General features: G+C 71.3%; 17 protein-coding genes. 9 read left to right on the top strand and 8 right to left on the bottom strand.

What is annotated here, in order from left to right:
• Positions 1 to 21: 21 nt before the first annotated feature.
• The 4 genes from KK087_RS01750 to KK087_RS01765 all read right to left on the bottom strand — a co-directional run bounded on the left by KK087_RS01750 (position 22) and on the right by KK087_RS01765 (position 4,820).
• Positions 22 to 504, bottom strand: coding sequence for a ribose-5-phosphate isomerase (locus KK087_RS01750; protein ID WP_111032100.1), 483 nt, complete (start codon positions 502 to 504; stop codon positions 22 to 24).
• Positions 501 to 2,240 (bottom strand): dihydroxyacetone kinase family protein, encoded by a 1,740-nt coding sequence (locus KK087_RS01755; RefSeq protein ID WP_214563997.1) that lies wholly within the window; start codon positions 2,238 to 2,240, stop codon positions 501 to 503. The genes KK087_RS01750 and KK087_RS01755 overlap by 4 nt, the downstream gene beginning before the upstream one ends.
• Before the next feature lie 70 nt (positions 2,241 to 2,310).
• Positions 2,311 to 3,630 (bottom strand): MFS transporter, encoded by a 1,320-nt coding sequence (locus tag KK087_RS01760; protein ID WP_214530986.1) that lies wholly within the window; start codon positions 3,628 to 3,630, stop codon positions 2,311 to 2,313.
• A gap of 29 nt (positions 3,631 to 3,659) precedes the next feature.
• Complete coding sequence (locus KK087_RS01765) at positions 3,660 to 4,820, bottom strand: zinc-binding dehydrogenase (RefSeq protein ID WP_214563998.1); 1,161 nt, start codon at positions 4,818 to 4,820, stop codon at positions 3,660 to 3,662.
• Between the two features lie 107 nt (positions 4,821 to 4,927).
• Between KK087_RS01765 and KK087_RS01770 the strand changes: the two genes are divergently transcribed.
• Both KK087_RS01770 and KK087_RS01775 read left to right on the top strand, forming a co-directional pair.
• Positions 4,928 to 5,800, top strand: a complete 873-nt coding sequence (locus KK087_RS01770; protein WP_250900693.1) for a GolD/DthD family dehydrogenase — start codon at positions 4,928 to 4,930, stop codon at positions 5,798 to 5,800.
• A gap of 53 nt (positions 5,801 to 5,853) precedes the next feature.
• Positions 5,854 to 6,837 (top strand): sugar-binding transcriptional regulator, encoded by a 984-nt coding sequence (locus tag KK087_RS01775; RefSeq protein ID WP_214543949.1) that lies wholly within the window; start codon positions 5,854 to 5,856, stop codon positions 6,835 to 6,837.
• A gap of 285 nt (positions 6,838 to 7,122) precedes the next feature.
• Here KK087_RS01775 and KK087_RS01780 read toward each other — a convergent pair whose 3' ends face one another.
• The gene (locus KK087_RS01780; RefSeq protein ID WP_214563999.1) at positions 7,123 to 7,647 is read right to left on the bottom strand and encodes a DinB family protein; all 525 of its coding nucleotides are present in this window, start codon (positions 7,645 to 7,647) and stop codon (positions 7,123 to 7,125) included.
• Between the two features lie 192 nt (positions 7,648 to 7,839).
• On the opposite strand from KK087_RS01780, the gene KK087_RS01785 reads away from it, so the two are divergent.
• Positions 7,840 to 9,390, top strand: coding sequence for an MFS transporter (locus tag KK087_RS01785; RefSeq protein WP_214564000.1), 1,551 nt, complete (start codon positions 7,840 to 7,842; stop codon positions 9,388 to 9,390).
• A 214-nt stretch (positions 9,391 to 9,604) separates the two neighbouring features.
• On the opposite strand, the gene KK087_RS01790 is transcribed toward KK087_RS01785, so the two are convergent.
• Complete coding sequence (locus KK087_RS01790) at positions 9,605 to 10,633, bottom strand: GTP-binding protein (RefSeq protein ID WP_214564001.1); 1,029 nt, start codon at positions 10,631 to 10,633, stop codon at positions 9,605 to 9,607.
• A 45-nt stretch (positions 10,634 to 10,678) separates the two neighbouring features.
• Here KK087_RS01790 and ykgO point away from each other — a divergent pair, with 45 nt between their 5' ends.
• Both ykgO and KK087_RS01800 read left to right on the top strand, forming a co-directional pair.
• A complete protein-coding gene (ykgO, locus tag KK087_RS01795) occupies positions 10,679 to 10,801 on the top strand; it encodes a type B 50S ribosomal protein L36 (RefSeq protein WP_017888460.1) in 123 nt (40 codons plus the stop codon).
• Between the two features lie 28 nt (positions 10,802 to 10,829).
• On the top strand, positions 10,830 to 11,486 hold the full coding sequence (locus KK087_RS01800) for a histidine phosphatase family protein (protein WP_214564002.1): 657 nt from the start codon (positions 10,830 to 10,832) through the stop codon (positions 11,484 to 11,486).
• Positions 11,487 to 11,559: 73 nt separating this feature from the next.
• Here KK087_RS01800 and KK087_RS01805 read toward each other — a convergent pair whose 3' ends face one another.
• Positions 11,560 to 13,293, bottom strand: coding sequence for a glycerol-3-phosphate dehydrogenase/oxidase (locus tag KK087_RS01805; RefSeq protein WP_214531556.1), 1,734 nt, complete (start codon positions 13,291 to 13,293; stop codon positions 11,560 to 11,562).
• Between the two features lie 192 nt (positions 13,294 to 13,485).
• Between KK087_RS01805 and KK087_RS01810 the strand changes: the two genes are divergently transcribed.
• From KK087_RS01810 to ald, 3 genes are all read left to right on the top strand, one after another.
• Complete coding sequence (locus tag KK087_RS01810; RefSeq protein WP_250896470.1) at positions 13,486 to 14,448, top strand: sugar-binding transcriptional regulator; 963 nt, start codon at positions 13,486 to 13,488, stop codon at positions 14,446 to 14,448.
• A gap of 48 nt (positions 14,449 to 14,496) precedes the next feature.
• A complete protein-coding gene (locus KK087_RS01815; protein WP_214564003.1) occupies positions 14,497 to 15,456 on the top strand; it encodes an AraC family transcriptional regulator in 960 nt (319 codons plus the stop codon).
• A gap of 141 nt (positions 15,457 to 15,597) precedes the next feature.
• On the top strand, positions 15,598 to 16,698 hold the full coding sequence (gene ald, locus KK087_RS01820; protein ID WP_214564004.1) for an alanine dehydrogenase: 1,101 nt from the start codon (positions 15,598 to 15,600) through the stop codon (positions 16,696 to 16,698).
• Between the two features lie 103 nt (positions 16,699 to 16,801).
• Here the strand turns inward: ald and KK087_RS01825 are convergent, their stop codons facing one another.
• Positions 16,802 to 17,614: a TspO/MBR family protein gene (locus tag KK087_RS01825; RefSeq protein ID WP_214564005.1), complete on the bottom strand. Its 813-nt coding sequence runs from the start codon at positions 17,612 to 17,614 to the stop codon at positions 16,802 to 16,804.
• Between the two features lie 192 nt (positions 17,615 to 17,806).
• On the opposite strand from KK087_RS01825, the gene KK087_RS01830 reads away from it, so the two are divergent.
• Positions 17,807 to 18,790 (top strand): magnesium and cobalt transport protein CorA, encoded by a 984-nt coding sequence (locus KK087_RS01830; RefSeq protein WP_214564006.1) that lies wholly within the window; start codon positions 17,807 to 17,809, stop codon positions 18,788 to 18,790.
• Positions 18,791 to 18,815 lie beyond the last annotated feature (25 nt).

Consider the following 18,815-nt stretch of genomic DNA (forward strand, 5'->3'; position numbering starts at 1 on the left):
GTGTCGTGCGCAACCCGCGACCTACGCCTGCGCGTCGACGCCGGCGGGAGCGCTGCCGTCGTACTCGCAGATCGCGTTGACCTTCTCGGCGCTGGCACTGGAACGGTCGAACTCGTAGCCGAGCCACTCCTTGGCCAGACGACGGGCGAGCTCGATGCCGACGACGCGCTGCCCCATGCAGAGGACCTGGGCGTCGTTCGACAGGATCGAGCGCTCCACGCTGTACGAGTCGTGCGCCGTCACGGCACGGATGCCCGGCACCTTGTTCGCGCTGATCGCCACACCGAGCCCGGTGCCGCAGATCAGGATCGCGCGGTCGGCCTCGCCGTTCGCCACCAGGCGCGCAGCGTCGACGGCGACGTGCGGGTAGGCGGTGTGGCCGTCCGCGTCGACACCGACGTCGGTGACGTCCGACACCCGGTCGTCGGCGAGCAGGTCGGCCTTGATGATCTCCTTGTAGTCGAACCCGGCGTCGTCGGACCCGATCACGAGACGGTACGTCATGCGTGTGTTCCTTCCTTGTCAGCACGGGCGGCGAGGACCTCGCCGACCCGCGTGAGGATCATCCCCATCGAGGTGGCACCCGCGTCGGGTGTCCCCAGGCTCTTCTCGGCCAGCGGCCTGGCCCGTCCGACCTTCGGCGTGAGGTCGGCGGTGGCCTCGGCCTGCTCGACCGCGACCCGCGCCGCGGTCTCCCACGCTGCCACGAGCGGTGCGCCGGTGTCGACGGCCCCGCGCAGTTCGTCCACGAACGGCAGCAGGGCGTCGAGCAGTGTCTTGTCCCCGCGGGACGCCCCGCCCAGGTGGACGATCGAGTCGGCGAAGGCCTGCGCCGCGTCGACGACGTCGGGTGTCTGGTACGACTCGCGGTCGTCGCCGAGGGAACGGCCGAACGCCTCGAGTGCGGCACCCCACAGGACACCGGAGGTGCCGCCCGCGAACGCGGCCCATGCGTCACCGGCGCGCCCGAGGACGAAGGCGACCCCGGCCTCCGGGCCGAGCCCGTCGACCGCCCTGCGCGCCGCACCGATCCCCTTGACCATGCCGCGGCCGTGGTCGCCGTCCCCGGCGACCGCGTCGATCCGGCCGAGCGTCTCCTCGTGCTCGCGGAGGAGCGCGTCCATCGCCTCGACGGCGGCTCGCGCCGTCTGCGCTGCCTGCCGGGAGGCGTCGGTCGCCTCCGGCACGACCGTCGCCTCGTCCTCGGCGGCGTCCACCGCGTCGGCCGGCACGAGCGCCGCGACCGGCGCCGCCACCTTGCGGTAGGCGGGCGTGTAGGCGTCGGCGCGCCAGAGTCGTTCGAGTTCGTCGTCGAGCCACTGCAGCGTCAGCGAGCAGCCGCCCATGTCGAGGCTCGTGACGAGTTCGCCGACCTCGGGTTCGACGACCTCGAGCCCGGCGTCCTGCAGCAGGGGCGTGACCCGGCCCCAGAGCAGGAAGAGCTCCTCGTACTTGGTGTCACCGAGGCCGTTGAGGATCGGGGCGACCCGGGAGCCGGCGGTCACGGGTCGGTCGGCGAGCAACCGTTCGGCGAGCAGGGACGCCAGTTCCGTCGCGCGCAGCAGCGGGACGTCCTGGATGCCCGGTTCGCCGTGGATTCCGAGCCCCAGGCCGAGGTGGCCCTCGGGGACGGTGAACAGGGGTTCGGTCGCGCCCGGCATGGTGCAGCCGGAGAACGCGACACCGATGGTGCGGGTGGCGGCGTTCGACGCGTGGCCGATCCGTTCGACCTCGTCGAGGTCGGCTCCTTCGGCAGCGGCGGCACCCATCGCCTTGAAGACCGAGAAGTCACCGGCGATGCCGCGGCGCTTCGACTCCTCGTCGGCGCTGGCGATGTCATCGGTGACCACGACGATCCGGGTGTCGATGCCCTCCGCACGGAGCCGTTCGGCCGCGAGCCCGAAGTTCATGGTGTCGCCGGCGTAGTTGCCGAACGACAGCACGACACCGCGGCCCTGGTCGGCGGCCTTGGCGACCGAGTAGACCTGCGCGGTCGAGGGCGAGGTGAAGACGTTGCCGACGACGGCGCCGGTGGCGAAGCCCGGGCCGACGACGCCGCAGAACGCGGGGTAGTGGCCGGAGCCGCCCCCGACGACGACGGCGACCTGCGGTGCGGCCCCCTCGGTGGGCAGGGTGACGACGCCGCCGTGGACGCCGCGGACCCGGTCGGCGTAGAGCGCGAGCCAGCCGCTCAGTTGGTCTTCGGCGAACTCGTCCGGGTCGTCGTGGATCGTGGTCATGGTGCGGGTCCTCCGGGTGGTGGTGGGTGGTGCACCGGGCGACGACGGGACGGCCGTCGTCGCCCGGAACTCAGTGTCCTCGGTCGCCCTGCGGGACCTTGAGGAAGTGGATCATCACGAACGCGCAGGCGTAGAGGCCGACGAACGTCCACGTCGCTGCCTCGCCACCGCCGCCGAGGGCGAAGACCGCCGCGACGACACCGGTGCCGAGGAACGCCGCGCCGCCGGCGGCCGTGGTGTACATCGCCATCGCGGCGCCCTTGTGCTCGGGGGCGAGCGCCGGCATGATCGCGCCCATCGGCACGAACCCGGCGAGCAGGCAGCCGAACACGCAGCCGGCGACGACGGAGAGCACGTAGCCCCAGTCCGAACCGGCGGGGACGAGCTGCGGCACGTACCACCAGGCGATGAGCCCGAGGGCGGAGCCGACGATGCCGAACCACTTGACGGTGCGCTGCCAGCCGATCTTGTCGCCGACCCAGCCGAACAGGGCGTTGACGAGGATGTTCGTGGCGTAGACGCAGACCGTCATGAGCAGCCAGCGGCTCTGGCCCCAGCCGCGCTCGTTCGCGATGACCGCGGGCAGCACGACGAACATGCCGAACTCGGGCGCGGTGTTGATCAGGCGGACGAGGAAGCCCATCAGGATCTTCGGCCGCGTGACCGTCAGCCGGATGCCGCTCGTCAGCACCTGCCAGGCGCTCTCACCGGCGGGGGCGATGCGCGTGAACCCGTTCGGCAGCCGGACGCCGAACAGCATGATGAGGAACCCGATCACGACGAGGCCGATCGAGGCGACCATCGCCCCGGTCTCGCCGACCGTACCGCCGCCGAACACCGGGATGGCGCCGATCGCGAAGAGCGAGCCGAGGGTCGGCAGACCACCCGTGAAGGCGACGTAGAACCAGCCGACCGCCGAGCCGTTGCGCTCGACCGGGGTGGTGATGTTCACCCAGACCAGGAACGCGAAGGCGAACAGCGGGTAGCCGAACCCGCGCAGCGCGTACGCGACGGCGGCGAACGGGACACTGCCGGCGCCGAGTGCGAGCAGGAACAGGACCTCGAACACGACCCAGACGGCGAAGCCGAGGATCATCACCCGGCGAGGCCCGACCAGGTCCGACAGGGCGCCCGAGATGTAGCTGCCGATCAGTGCGGCCAGGCTGTAGAACGTGACGATCGTCGCCACGGTGGCCTCGGGGCTGCCGAGGACCGCCACCATGTGCGGCGTGATGAAGTTCGACTCGACGCCGTTCCCGGTCATGAAGACCAGGACGGCGACGAACCCGAGGGCGAGCGGACGGGGGATGCCCATCCGGTCCAGGCGGCCCTCGGTACGGGGTGCGGTGGTCGTGCGGGCGCCGGTGGCGCGTGCTGTCGTCGCTGACATGCTCGTTCTCTCCCTGCTGGCGGAGTCGGTCAGGCCTGTGCGGCCTGCGCGGCCGTGGTCGGCGCGGTCAGGGACGGGATGATCGACACCTTGACGCTGGCGCCGGCGGAGTCGCCGACCAGGTCGAGGGCCTCCTGGAACTGCTCGAGCGGGAACTGGTGCGTGCAGATCTCCGACATCGGCAGGGTCTCGGCCTCGAGCAGCTTGATCGCCGCCGGCCAGGTGTGCGGGCCGAGGTGGGCGCCGCGGACGTCGAGCTCCTTGTCGTCCGAGATGATCGACCAGTCCACGGACACGTCGTCCTTGAACACCGAGTACTCGACGAAGGTCCCGAGCTTGCGGAGCAGGTTCAGTCCCTGCGGCACCGCGGACGGGTGCCCGGTCGCCTCGATGTAGACGTCGGCACCGTAGCCGTCGGTGAGCTCCTTGACCCGGGCGACCGCGTCGTCCTGCGCGATGTTGATCGTGATGTCCGCGCCGACCTTGCGGGCCAGTTCGAGTTTCGCGTCGACCACGTCGAGGGCGACGATCCGGAGCGGGTTCTTCTGCCGCGCACCGGCGATGGCGGAGAGGCCGATCGGGCCGGCGCCGGCGATCACCACGGTGTCGCCGAACTTGATGTCACCGCGCTCGACGGCGTGGAAGGCGCAGGACAGCGGCTCGGAGAACGCGGCGACCTGGCCGGGCAGGGCCTTCGACACCGGGTGGGTCAGCGCCTTCGCCGGGACGAGCACGTACTCGGCCATCGCGCCGTCGTAGCCCTTGAAGCCGAACATGTCGTGCACGTTGCACATCCAGTACGCGCCCTCGAGGCAGTAGCGGCACTCCCAGCACGGCACGATCTGCTCGCAGGCGATCCGGTCGCCCAGGTCCACGCCGCGCTTGGTCAGGGCGGCGTCGTCACCGGCGACGATCGTGCCGACGAACTCGTGTCCGGGGATGCGGTCGCGCTCCGCCCAGGCTGCACGGTTCTCGTCGCCCCAGAACTTCGCGGCGCCGTGGTAGCACTTCAGGTCGCTCGCGCAGATACCGACGGCGTCGGTGCGGAGCAGGAGTTCCCCGGGGCCGGGCGTCGGGACGGGACGCTCCTCGAGCCGGCAGTCACCGGGGCCGTGGACGACGACGGCGCGCATCGTCGTGGGGATGGTGGTGGGGGCGGTCGTGGCCGCGTTCTCGGTCGTCGTCGACATGAGCTGTTCCTCCGTTGGGTGGCTTCGGCGATGACTGTACACCTTCGAGAACGTTTGTCCAGAACACAATTTCTGGTAGGTTCGGCACCGAACGCAAGGGAGCGAACATGACGACGGACTTCGCCGCGGCCCTCCGACCGGGCCCCGACACGATCGACCTGACCAACGACTTCAGCGGCCGCACGGCGGTGGTGACCGGCGGGGCGTCCGGCATCGGCAACGCCATCGCGCGGGCACTGGCTGCGCGGGGCGCCCGCGTCGCCGTTGTCGACGTCCGTGCCGACGGTGCCAGGTCGGCGGCGGCAGACCTGCCCTCGTCCGCCCTGCCAGGGTCCGCCGCGCCCGTGACGACCGGAACGGACACCCAGGCCGACGGGGCGGACGCGCCCACGGGCCTCCATGCCGGCTTCGCCTGCGACGTGACCGACGCCGACTCCGTGACCCGCACCGTGGCGGACGTCGTCCGGCACTTCGGCGGCGTCGACGTCCTGGTGAACTGCGCCGGCATCGCCGCCCTCGCCCCGGCGGAGGACCTGGCCGCCGAGACCTGGGCGGCGACCATCGACGTCAACCTCACCGGCACGTTCCGGGTGGCGCAGGCCGTCGGCCGGCACATGCTCGACGCCGGGTACGGGCGGATCGTGAACATCGCGTCGCAGGCGGCCCACGTGGGCATCGACGGCCACGCCGCCTACTGTGCCTCGAAGGCCGGCGTCATCGGCCTGACGACCGTGCTCGCACTCGAGTGGGGTGGCCGCGGCGTCACCGTGAACACCGTGTCGCCGACCGTCGTCCTGACCGACCTCGGCCGTGCGGCCTGGGCGAACGAGAACGGCATCCGGCACCAGGACGAGATCCCGACCGGCCGCTTCGCCACCCCCGACGAGATCGCCGCAGCCGTGCTGTTCCTGGCGGGGGAGTCGAGCGCCATGGTGAACGGTGCAGACCTCCGTGTGGACGGCGGGTTCACGATCCGCTGAGCCCTGCTCGGACTACGATCGCGGTGTCCGATCGAGTCGAAGGGTCCCGCTCCATGTCGTCCGAGAGCACCGCTGGCCCTGGCCCTGGCCCTGGCCCCGACGCGTCGCGGACCCGGTTCCCGCTGGACACCGTCTACCAGGCGGCGCGGATGTACTACCTCGAGGACGCCACGCAGGTCGAGATCGCCTCGCGCCTCGGTGTCTCGCGCCCGACCGTCTCGCGGCTCGTGGCTGAGGCCCGCAAGGCCGGACTCGTCCGCATCGAGGTCGTCGACCCGTTCCAGGACGAGACCGTGGCGCTCGCCGAACGCCTGCAGGTCGTGCTCGGACTCCGCGCCGTGCACCTCGCCGCGGTCACCCACGCGGCCACGCTCGGCGCCGACCTCGCCGCGCCCCTGGCGGCTGCGGTCGAGGGCATGGGACTCGTCCCCGGCGACGCCGTCCTGATGTCGTCCGGTCGCACCGTCTACGACGTCGCACGGTCCGGCATGCCGACCATGCCCGGCGTGCAGCTCGTACCCACCGTGGGCGGGCAGGCCGACCCGATGCCGTGGTTCCAGACGAACGAGATCACCCGGACGGCCGCGGAGCACTCCGGGGCGATCCCGGCGTTCCTGTTCGCCCAGGCGCTGCCGTCCCCGGCGATGCGGTCCACCCTCGACGAGGACCCGGCGTTCCAGCACGTCGTCGGACTGTGGAGCCGGGCGAAGGGCGCGATCCTCGGCATCGGCGCGCCGACCCACACGCGGGACGCCCTGGCCCGGGGCATCCCGGTCGAGGACGCCGCGTTCGACCGGGCCGCCGGTGACGTCTGCCTGAACTTCTACGCCGCGGACGGCTCGCCGATCGAGTTCCCCGGCAGCGAGCGGATGGTGCGGACCTCGCGCGAGGTCCTGTCGACCGTGCCGCACGCCGTCGGGGTCGCCGTCGGCAGCGCCAAGGTCACGAGCATCGTGGCCGCGGTGCGGGGCGGGCTGGTCAACGAGTTGGTGACGGACGCCGCGACGGCGCGTGCCGTGCTCGACGCGCTCGCCTGAGCGCTCCGGCTCGGCGCCCGTTCCTTCCCATCACGCGTGCGATGGAGGGTGGATCCGGGCGTACCTGGTCGTTTCTTCGTGGCAGGTACGCCCGGTTCCGGTAGGTACGCCCGGTTCCGGTAGGTACGCCCGGTTCCGGTCGGTACGCCCGGTTCGGGTAGGTATGCCCGGATCCGGTAGGTACGCCCGGATCCGGCAGGTACGCCCCGTTCTGGAGGTGACCGCCTGCGGCCGGGAGGCACGGGGCGGGGCCGCACCGCGCCTCCAGGCCGGCGGTCCCCACGTCTAGGGCGTGCGCCGCACGTCCCACAGGTGGTGCACCGGGTCGTGCGCGTAGTAGGTGGCGAGGGTCGCGACGGTGAAGGCGCTGCCGTCGGACCGGAGGCCGGTGCGCTCGAGCACCTCGTCGGGCACCGCGGCGAAGGCCCGGGCCGCGCGGTCGGCCGACTCCCGCAGCTCCTCGGCGACGACCGCGGGGTCCTGCTCGCCGTAGCGGTCCTCGACGGCGGTGGCATCCTGGTCCCAGTTCGCGAAGGTCGGGGCCTCCTCGGTGAGCATCAGCTCGAGGCGCTCGGCCATCTTCCGGTGCACGTCCCGCACGTGGGCGCCGTACTCGAGCGGTGACCAGGTGTGGTCGTCCGGACGGTCGCGCACATCGTCGCGCCCGAGCGCCTCGTGCCACCCGGCGGTGTTCTCGTCGATGATGCCCGGCACGTCGCGGATCGTCACGGTGCTGCCGTCGTAGCCGCACTCGGGACATGCGGACTCGATGACCCATGTCCAGTTCTTCGTCTCGGGTTCGATCGCCATGGGCCCGATGTTACGGCCTCGTTACTCAGCTCCGCGGTTCCGCGAGCTGGTGCGGATCGACCGTGACCCCCGATCGGGTGACACGCCGTTCCCTGAGAATCACCGGCCAATGACATTTCGGTCGCTCGGTAACGTCGTCGGCTGTTCTGGGCCGGTACCCGACGGCCCACCGATCTTCTCGAGGAGCGATGCATGGGTTCCGACCCCAGCAGTACCCACACCCGACCGCACCGACGACTGCGCGAGAGCGACGTCACCGTGGTCGACAAGAGCATGATGCGCCGAGCAGTCAGCGGCATGGTCGTCGGCAACACCATGGAGTGGTACGACGTCGGCGTGTACGGCTACCTGGCCGTGACGATGGGGAAGGTCTTCCTGCCGACGGCCGAACCCGCGGTGCAGATCCTGTTCAGCCTCGGGGTGTTCGCGGCGACGTACATCGCGCGGCCGCTCGGTGGCATCGTGTTCGGACGCCTCGGCGACAAGATCGGCCGGCAGAAGGTGCTCGCGACGACGCTGATCATGATGGCGGCGTCGACGTTCCTGATCGGGGCACTGCCCTCGTACGCGACCATCGGGGTGTTCGGTCCGATCCTGCTCGTCGTGCTGAAGCTCGCGCAGGGATTCTCGACCGGTGGTGAGTACGCCGGGGCGACGACCTTCGTGACCGAGTACGCCCCGGACCGCCGCCGCGGGTTCTTCGCGAGCATCCTGGACTTCGGCAGCTACCTGGGCTTCGCGCTCGGCGCCACGGTCGTCTCGGTCCTGCAGATCACCCTCGGCGAGGAGGTGATGACCGCCTACGGCTGGCGGTTCCCGTTCCTCGCCGCCGGCGTGATCGGTGTCGTCGCGATCTACTTCCGCCTGCGCATCGAGGAGTCGCCGGTGTTCCAGGCGACCCAGGCCGCGCAGGAGGCCGCGACCGAGTCCCGCGCGTCCTTCGACGGTGAGCGCCCGGCCAACGTCGTCGCGATGGTCCGCCAGCACTGGCGTCCGATCGTCATCGCGATCATGCTCGTCGCCGCGTCGAACACCGTGGGCTACGCGCTGACCTCGTACATGCCGACGTACCTGACCGACTCGCTCGGGTACTCCGCCATCGACGGCACCCTGCTGACGATCCCGGTGCTCCTCCTGCTCGCGGTCATGCTGCCGCTGACCGGCAAGCTGTCCGACCGCCTCGGCCGCCGCGTCGTGATGTGGATCGGTGCCGCCACCACCGTCGTGCTCGTCGTGCCGGCGTTCATGCTGATCGGGCACGGGGCGCAGTGGTCGACCCTCGCCGGCCTCGGGTTGCTCGCACTGATGACGGCGCTGTGGGTGTCGAACCAGGCTGCCTCGCTGCCGGCGCTGTTCCCGACCTCGACGCGGTACGGCGGCATGGGCTTCGCCTACAACATCGCGATCGCGGTGTTCGGTGGGACCACCCCTCTCATCGTGCAGGCGCTGCTCACCGCGACGGGTGACGAGCTCGCCCCGGCGTACTTCCTGATGGCGATGAGCGTCGTCGGTGCGATCGGTGTCTTCTGCATGAAGGAGTCCTCGCAGCGCCCGCTGCCCGGGTCGATGCCGGCGGTGGAGACCGAGGACCAGGCGAAGGAGCTCGTGCTCACGCAGGACACGAACCCGCACCTGGACCTCGGGGACCTGCCGTTCGCGGCGCAGGACGCGGCGGCTGCTGCTGCTGCGCGGGAGGCTGCTGCGCGGGAGGCTGCTGCGCGGGAGGCGTCGCCGGTGCGCTGACTCGTGTGGGGGATCGGGCGGCGGGGTGTGTCCGGCCGAGGTGGAACGACGGGGTCGTTGTCGTACGACAGCGACTCCGTCGTTCTTTGCGGGCGCGGGCTGTTGCACGGTTCGGGGAACGTCGATGTCGCTGTCGTACGACATCGACAGTGTCGTTCGGCGTCCGCACCGGCCCACCGCACCCACCGCACCCGCCGCACCCGCCGCACCCGCCTCACTCGTGCCGATGCTCCGACGCCGGGTCCACCACCGGCCACACGGGGAACGGGTCCGGCCAGCCGCGCCACACGTCCGGCCCGGCGAGCAGCTCCGACGGCGTGAGCAGCGCCCCGTCGAGCGCCCGCTCGATCGCCCGGACGTCGAGCTGCTCGCCGACGAACCACAGCGCCTGCCCGATCGGGGCGTCGGCGTCCCACGACGGGTTCGCGGTGGGGTCGAGTGCGAGCATCGACCCGAAGCTCGACCACGACCCGACGTGGTCCGGCCGGGACGCCAGGCGGAAGAACCCCCGCGACCGCAGCACGCGGCCGTTCACCCCGGCGGACAGGTCCTCGGCGATGACGGTGGACAGTCGTCCGGGGTGGAACGGCAGCGGCTCCCGGTAGCGCATCGCGACCAGGGCGTCGCGGGCCTCGCGCCCGGTGTCCGCCCCGCTCGACAGGGCACGCATCCAGCCGGCGCCGGTCGCGAGCACCCGCGCGGCTCCGCCGTTCGAAGCTGGCAGGTCGGCGGCGCTGCGGATCGCGGGCAGGGCGACGATCACAGCCTGGGGCGCCATCCGGTGCAGCAGTGACACGAGCGCCCGACGCCGACGGCCGGACAGCGGTTCGATGCGGTCGAGGGCGATCACCGTCGCGTACTCGACGAGCGCGGCCATCCGGTCCGCGGCCACGAAGGCGTCGTCGACGTCCGACCACAGCAGGTGCGCGACGTCGTCGGCCCGCAGCACCCCGACGACGTGCCGGAGCACCCGGTCGTCGCCGGTCTCGGACCGTGCCGCGTTGGCGAGCAGCATGCCGACGGCGCGGGCATCGGCACCGGGGTGCAGGGTGACGACGAGCCCGTGGTCCGCCTCGGGGCCGCACACGCGGTCGAGCTGATCGGCGCGGTCGGCGACGGCACGGGCCGACGCGAACGCGCTCCCGGCGACGTGCATCCGGTGCCCGGTGGTGATCCGGGCGGCGACGCGGTCGGCGTCGCCCTCGTGGAGGGCGGTGACGAGGGTGATGGCAGCAGCACGCATGTGCGCTACTGTAACTGAAAACCGTTCTCAACAAGGAGGCTCGTCGTGAAGGTCCGCAACTCCCTCAAGGCGCTCAAGAAGATCCCCGGCTCGCAGGTGGTCCGACGCCGGGGCCGCGTCTACGTCATCAACAAGAAGAACCCCCGCTGGAACACCCGGCAGGGCTGACGTCGGCGGCGGTCCGTAGGGTGGCGGCATGCGACTGCTGCTCATCCGCCACGGCCAGACCCCCGCGAACGTGAACGGCGTCCTCGACGCCGTGGTGCCCGGACCGGGGCTGACCGAGCTCGGACAGCAGCAGGCCGACGCCCTGCCCGCAGCGCTCGCCGACCGCGGGATCGAGCGACTGTTCGTGTCGTCGATGGTCCGGACGCAGATCACGGCGGCTCCCCTCGCGACCTCGCTCGGCCTCGAGCCCGTGGTGCTGCCCGGCCTGCGCGAGATCGAGGCGGGCGACACCCAGGGCAAGAACGACAAGGTCTCGGTGCAGACCTACATCTCGACCGTGCACGGCTGGTCCGGCGGCGACCGCACGACCCGGATGCCCGGTGCCGAGAGCGGCCTCGAGTTCTTCGCGCGCTACGACGACGCCGTCCGGCAGATCGAGGCCACCGGGGTCGCGGTCGCCGCTGCCGTCAGCCACGGTGCCGCGATCCGCACGTGGGCGAGTGCCGCGGCGCAGAACACCCCCGACCACTTCGGCACGAAGCGCCACCTGGAGAACACCGGCATCGTCGAGCTCGAGGGCTCGTCCGCCGACGGCTGGCGCCTGGTCGACTGGGAAGGCGAGCCGGTCGGCGGCGACCAGCTCATCGACCGCACGGCGCTCGACCCCACCGGCGAGCGGTTCTGACGCGACCAGCGGACGGACGGGAGGCCCGGTACCAGCTGGTACCGGGCCTCCCGTCCGTCGTCAGTCGCGTCGACTACGCGAGCTGCGACGCCGACGCCGCCGTCAGCGGCACGATCACGCCGTGCGACTCACGCAGAACGTCGAGCGTGCGCTGGACCTCGTCCGCACGCTCCTCGGTCGTCCAGCCGAGCGCCTCGGCGAGCACGTCGGCCAGCTCGTCGAGCAGGTCGATCGTGACCCCGCCGACGAACGCCAGGTTCGTGCGGCGCAGGACGACGTCGACCAGGTGGACGGCCTGCTCGTGGCGGGCGAAGTACGCGACCTCGGCGCGGGTGAGCGACGGGTCGGACTCGAGCGGCTCGACCGGGCCGTCGGTCAGGACGTCCACGACCTCGGCGGCACGGGTGCCGTAGCGCTCGAGCAGCCCCTCGACCAGTGACTCGTCCAGGCCGTCACGGTGCGACTTGATCCACAGGGCACGCTGCGCGTCGGTGGTCGGGAACTCCTTGCCACCGCCGATCGGCATGCCGGTGGTGTCGACCTTGCGGCTCATGCCGAGCTTGGTCGTCGCCTCGGTGGACAGGTGTGCAGCGAGGGCGCGGAACGTCGTCCACTTGCCACCGACGAGCGACAGCACGGTCGACTTCGGCAGCCCGGCGATCTGGGTGTCCACGATCCGGTAGTCGCGGGACACGAAGCCGGGGGCGGTGTCCTCGTGGCGGGGGAGCGGACGGATGCCCGAGTAGCTGTAGACGATGTGGTCGCGGGTGACCTCGATCTGCGGGAACACGTGCTTCACGAGCCCGAAGAAGTAGTCGATCTCCTCGTCGGTCGTCGTGACCGGCTTCGACGGGTCGGCGTCGATGTCGGTCGTGCCGATGAGCACCCGGCCCTTGAGCGGGTAGATGAGGACGATGCGGCCGTCGTCGTTCTCGAAGAACAGCTCGCGGCCCTTGGTGGCCTCGAGCAGCTCGTCGTTGTGGACGACGATGTGCGAGCCCTTCGTGCCGCCCATGAACTTCGTCTCGCCGCCGAACGCCTCGTTCGTCAGGTCGGTCCAGGGGCCGGAGGCGTTGATCACGACGTCGGCCGTGAACACGAACTCGTCGCCGGTCTCACGGTCGCGGAGCAGGACGCCGCCGTCGCGCGTGCCCGCGGCCTCGACGTAGTTGACGGCGCGTGCCTTGTCGGCTCCCGCGGCCAGGCCGTCCTTCAGGACGTCGAGGGCCAGGCGCTCGGGCTCGTGCACGCTCGCGTCGTAGTAGGTGCCCGTGTACTTCAGGTCCTTGTTGAGGGCCGGCATGTCCTCGAGCGCGGCCTTCTTGGTGCGGAAGACGTGCTTCGGGACGGAGCCGCCGTCGCGCGAGAAGGAGTCGTAGATCGTCATGCCGATCTTGATGAGCATCGCGCCGCGCTCCTTGGTGGAGCGCTGCTTGTGCGTCAGCATGCGCAGCGGGGCGTTCATGATGCCCGAGAACGTCGAGAAGATCGGCATGGTCGTCTGCAGCGGCTTGACGTAGTGCGGGGCGATGCGGATCAGGCCGTTGCGCTCCTGCACGCTCTCGCGCACCAGGCGGAACTCGCCGTTCTCCAGGTAGCGGATGCCGCCGTGGATCATGTGGCTCGAGGCCGCGGAGGCGCCGGAGGCGTAGTCGCCGCGCTCGACCAGGGCGACGTCGACGCCCTGGAGCGCGAGGTCGCGGAACGTGGCGATGCCGTTGATGCCGCCGCCGACGACGAGGACCTGCGCGTTCGGGCGCTCGGTGAGGGCGGTCACCGTGTTCCGGGGCTGTGTCTTCTTCGACATGGTTCGTCGCTTCCTTCGTCTGTTCGTGGGGTCAGGATCGATCGTGCGCTCGTTCGACAGGGCGGGCAACTCGCGTGCACGAACGTGCAGCACACGTGTCGTCCAGCCCCGACACGGCGGTCGGGAGGCGCGGCAGGGGTTGCAGAGGCCCTGCACGTCCGTGCATGGTTGCGTTCGACAGATCGGAGCACCATGAGCGATGCGGCTCAGCCCATGCGCACGCAGCAGGCGCTGCGCGCCGCCCACCTGTACTACCTGCAGGACCTGACGATGGACGCGATCGCCGACGAACTCGGCACCTCGCGCTCGTCGGTGTCGCGGCTGCTGAAGTACGCCAGGGACACCGGGCTCGTCGACATCCAGATCCGGTCGCCGCTCGACCAGGCAGCCGCGCTGAGCCGGAGCATCCGCTCGCGCTTCGGGGTGCACGCCCACGTCGTCCCGGTGCCGGACCACACGAGCGACGTCGACCGGCTCGAGCGGGTCGCCCTGTCCGCCGCCCGGATCCTGACGCAGTACGTCGAGTCCAACATGGTGATCGGGATCTCGTGGGGCTCGACCGTGAGCGCGGTCAGCCGGTACCTGGTGCCGAAGACCACGCACGGCTCGACGGTCGTGCAGATCAACGGTGCCGCCAACACCCGGACCACCGGCATCGTCTACGCGTCCGAGATCCTCCGCCGGTTCGGCGAGGCGTACGGCGCGTTCGTGCAGCAGTTCCCGGTGCCGGCGTTCTTCGACGACCCCGCGACGAAGGAGGCCCTGTTCCGGGAGCGCTCGATCCGCCGTGTGCTCGACCTGCACGAGCGGATGGACCTCGTCGTGTTCGGTGTCGGTGCCCCGCAGGCCCCGGTTCCCTCGCACGTGTACTCCGGCGGGTACCTCGACCCCGAGGACCGTGACGAGCTCACGCAGGCGGGGGTCGTGGGGGACGTCTCGACGGTGTTCTACCGGGCGGACGGGTCGTGGCGGGACATCGGGGTGAACGCCCGAGCCGGCGGACCCGACCTCGACACGATCAAGCGCGCGCCGCGTCGTGTCTGCGTCGTCGCGGGCCGCTCGAAGGCCGCGTCGCTCCGGGGTGCGCTGGCGTCCGGGCTGGTGACGGACCTGATCCTCGACGAGAGCGTGGGGCAGGCGATCCTGCAGCCCTGAGTCAGGATCCGATGCAGCTTGTCGGTGGGCTGAAGTACGTTCTGGTGCATGGTGCTTTCTCTCGAACAGCCCGGTCAGCGGTACTTCCGACGAATGGTCGGCAGCGACGTCGACCAGGCGCTCGCGTTCTTCACCGGTGACTACGACTTCCGCGCGCCCCTGGTGCGGCGGACCCACGAGAACGCCCACTGGGACTTCGCCGGCGTCGGTGACGAGCGGATGTCCCTGCGGTCGTCGCGGTTCATGGTCGACCTGCGGAGCGAGAGCCAGGTCGACGACGAGTTCCTGGTCGCATGGATGCGGAGCGGCTCAAGCCGGATCACCTCCGGTGGCGAGACGTACGAGCTCGAGGCCGGGGTGCCGGTCGTGCTGCCCTTCGCCGAGCCGTACGCCCTGCACCACCGCGACATCGCCCTGAACCTGGTGCACCTGGACCGCGACTTCGTCCGCGCCGTGGCCGGTGACGACGACTTCGCCTTCGAGCCGATGCGCCGCCCGACGGCCGACGGCATCGCGCTGTGGCGGTCGGTGGTGCGGAAGTACTCGGCCACGTGGCTCGACGTCGACCGGTCGATGAGTCCGATGGTGCAGCACGACATCGCCCATGCCTTCGCGACTGCGGCGATCCGGGCGTTCCCGCACCGCAGTCGCTGGCGGGCGACGGTGTCCGGCAGCGGCCCCGAGCACGACCGGCTGCGCCGGGCGCTCGAGTTCGTGCACGAGCACGCGCGCGAGGCGATCGGCACGCCGGAGATCGCCGCGGCCGCCGGGCTGAGCCCCCGTGGCCTGCAGCAGTCGCTCCGCAGGCACCTCGACCAGACGCCGGGGGAACTCCTGCGCGGCGTCCGGCTCGACGGCGCGCGGACCGACCTGGTCGGCAGTGGCCTCGACGAGACGACCGTGGCCGAGGTCGCGCGGACATGGGGGTTCGGGCACCTGGGGCGCTTCTCGGCGACCTACCGCGGCCGCTTCGGCGAGCTGCCGAGCGAGTCGCTGCGCGGGCGCTGACCGACCGGCGCCGGGAGCCGTTCCACCGAATTCCGTGACACGGATCGCGCTGCCACTGTCCGGATGTTCGGCTCTGCGCTGCTGTGGGCGAATCTGGTGCTCAATGGACGGGACGAACGCACCGCCCACGAAGGAGTCCGCATGCGCATCGGCGTCCCCACCGAGATCAAGAACAACGAGTACCGCGTCGCGGCCACGCCCGCCGGTGTCGCCGAGCTCGGGTCGCACGGCCACCAGGTCCTGGTGCAGTCCGGTGCCGGAGCCGGCTCGGCCTTCACCAACGACGAGTACCGCACCGCCGGGGCCACGATCGTCGACACCGCGGCCGAGGTCTGGGAGCGCGCCGAGCTGATCCTCAAGGTGAAGGAGCCGGTCGCGTCGGAGTACCCGATGATCCGGCCGGGCCAGGTGCTCTTCACCTACCTGCACCTCGCCGCCGACCGACCGCTGACCGACGCGCTGATCGACTCGGGCGCGACGGCGATCGCCTACGAGACCGTGCAGCTGCCGGACCGCTCGCTGCCCCTGCTGTCGCCGATGTCCGAGGTCGCCGGACGGCTGTCCGCCCAGGTCGGCGCGTTCCACCTGATGCGGACGAACGGCGGGCGCGGCCTGCTGCTCGGCGGGGTCCCCGGCACGCCGAAGGGCCGCGTGGTCGTCATCGGCGGCGGCGTCGCAGGGGAGCACGCCGCCACGATGGCGCTCGGCATGGGTGCCGACGTCACCGTGTTCGACATCAGCCTGCCGCGGCTCCGGGCACTGGACGCCCGGTTCGACGGTCGCGTCACGACTCTGCGCTCGTCGGCGCACGCCATCGCCGAGTCCCTGCGCGACGCCGACCTGGTCATCGGGTCGGTGCTGATCCCCGGGGCATCGGCCCCCAAGCTCGTCACCGACGCGATGGTGGCCGACATGCGGCCCGGCTCGGTGCTCGTCGACATCGCGATCGACCAGGGCGGCTGCTTCGAGGGCTCCCACCCGACCACCCATGACGACCCGACCTTCGCCGTGCACGACACCGTCTACTACTGCGTGGCGAACATGCCCGGTGCCGTCCCGCGCACGAGCACGATCTCGCTGACGAACGCCACGCTGCCCTACGCCGTCGCGATCGCCGACCGTGGGTGGGAAGCCGCGCTCGAGGCCGACCCCGCACTCGCCGCCGGCCTGAACGTGCACGACGGCCGGGTCACCAACGCCGCGGTCGCCGCCGCCCACGGCCTGGCGGCCTCCGAGCGCTGAGCCCGCGCGAGTCTTCGCGAGTCTTCGCGCTGGGCGACACCTCACGGGTCAGCGGCCGCGTGAGGTGTCGCTCAGCGCGAAACGAGGCGCAGGCAGCCCAGCCTCAGGCCGCCGCCGGTGCCGCCGCCCCGGCACGCCCGCCGATCCAGCCGGCGCGGGCACGCACCACCACGGTCACGACGACCACGGCCGCCGCAGCCACCACGGCCGTGACCGCCGTCGGCACGGAGACGAGCGGCCCCTCGAACCGGGCCACAGCGACCCACGCCAGGCCCCACGCGATCGAGGCCATCGGCGCGAGGCGGCCCCGACCCCACAGCGCGATGAGGACCCCGACGAGCCCGGCCACGGCGGCGACGGCCACGCCCCACGGGTCCTGCCCGAGCCCGAAGCCCCGGAAGCCCGCCGCCGTCAGCACCGCAGCGGTGTTGGCGGCGGTCGCGACGCAGACCCACCCGAGGTACAGCCCGAACGTGCCGTCGGTCAGGATCGCCTCGACGAGGCCTCGTGACCGGGACCGGGTCCGACGCAGGATCGTGAACGTCCAGACGAGCACGACGAGCAGGGCCACGATGATCGGTTCGCTCGCCCACAGGAACCCGAACTGCACCGACAGGATCCACGCGGCGTTGAGCAGCAGGGACAGCACGGCCGGCACCACCAGCCGCTCGTGCCGCTCGTCGTTCGCGGTGCGGACGAGCTGCAGGACCGCGTAGCCGATGAGCCCCGCGTAGACCACGCTCCAGATCGAGAACGCCGGGCCGTCCGGGGCGATCGCGGTCGAGGACGCCGACAGTGCGCCACCGGCGGCGTCCTGGATGGGCGTGCCACCGGCAGCACCCGAGCCCACGTACGCGCCGATGACGGCGACGACCGCGCTCACGGCCACCGCGATGCGCTTCCAGATCCTCTTCATGGCAGTCCCTTTCGTCAGCATGCTGATGACTTGCACGGTAGGCGGCCACTGCCGACGGTCGTGCAGCGCACGTTCAGGCAGACGCGGGATGCGCCGGCGGGCGCGCCACGGGCCTCCAGGACCGGGCCGGAGCCGGGCCGCAGCCGGGCCGCAGCCGGGCCGCGGCCCGCCGCACCTGCGTACGGTGGTCGCGTGAGCGTCGAACTGAACACCGTCTACATCGACCGGATCGCCCCGATCGCGAGTCCGTCCCTCGACGACACCTTCCGGATGCTCGACGAGCAGGGCGCCAGCGCGTGCATCGTCCTGCACCAGCCCGACGCCCAGGAACTCGGCGACGTCGCGGTCGCCCTCGGCCTGCACGAGCTCGCCGTCGAGGACTCCGCCGAGGGGCACCAGCGGCCGAAGCTCGAGCGCTACGGCTCGACGCTGTTCGTGGTGCTCAAGCCGGCGCTGTACAACGACCGGCAGGAGGAGGTGGCCTTCGGCGAGGTGCACGCCTTCGTCGGCGAGACCTTCTTCCTCGTGGTCGTGAAGGCCGACCCCCGCGGCAAGCAGACCGTGCCCCGGGCGCTGCAGCGGATGAGCGGCAAGCCCGGCCTGGTGACCGTCGGGCCGCAGGCGCAGCTCTGGGCGCTGATGGACTCCATCGTCGACGGCTACGTCCCGGTCATCGACGGACTCGAGGAGGACATCAACCAGATCGAGGACCAGCTGTTCTCCGGCGAGGCCGGGGTGTCCCGCCGGGTGTACGAGCTGTTCGGCGAGGTCGTCGACTTCCAGCGAGCTGCCCGACCCCTGATCCACATCATCGAGAACCTCCACCGCGGTGCCGAGAAGTACCACCTGCCGATCGAGATGCAGCGTCGGTTCCGTGACGTCCTCGACCACGCCATCCGCACGGTGGAGCGGCTCGACACCTTCCGGCAGCTGCTCCAGAACGCGCTGACCGTCGACTCGACCCTGGCTGCGCAGAAGCAGAACGACGACACGAAGCGCATCTCCGGCTGGGCGGCGATCCTGTTCGCCCCGACGCTCATCGCCGCGATCTACGGCATGAACTTCACGCACATGCCCGAGCTCGGCTGGACGTGGGGCTACCCGTTGTCGATCGTCGCGATGGTCCTGTTCGCCGCGATCCTGTACGTGGTGTTCAAGGTCAAGCGCTGGTTCTGAGCAGCCCCGCCCGGCAGGCACCGCC

Source organism: Curtobacterium aurantiacum (genome assembly GCF_018598555.1).
Taxonomy (GTDB): Bacteria; Actinomycetota; Actinomycetes; order Actinomycetales; family Microbacteriaceae; genus Curtobacterium; species Curtobacterium aurantiacum.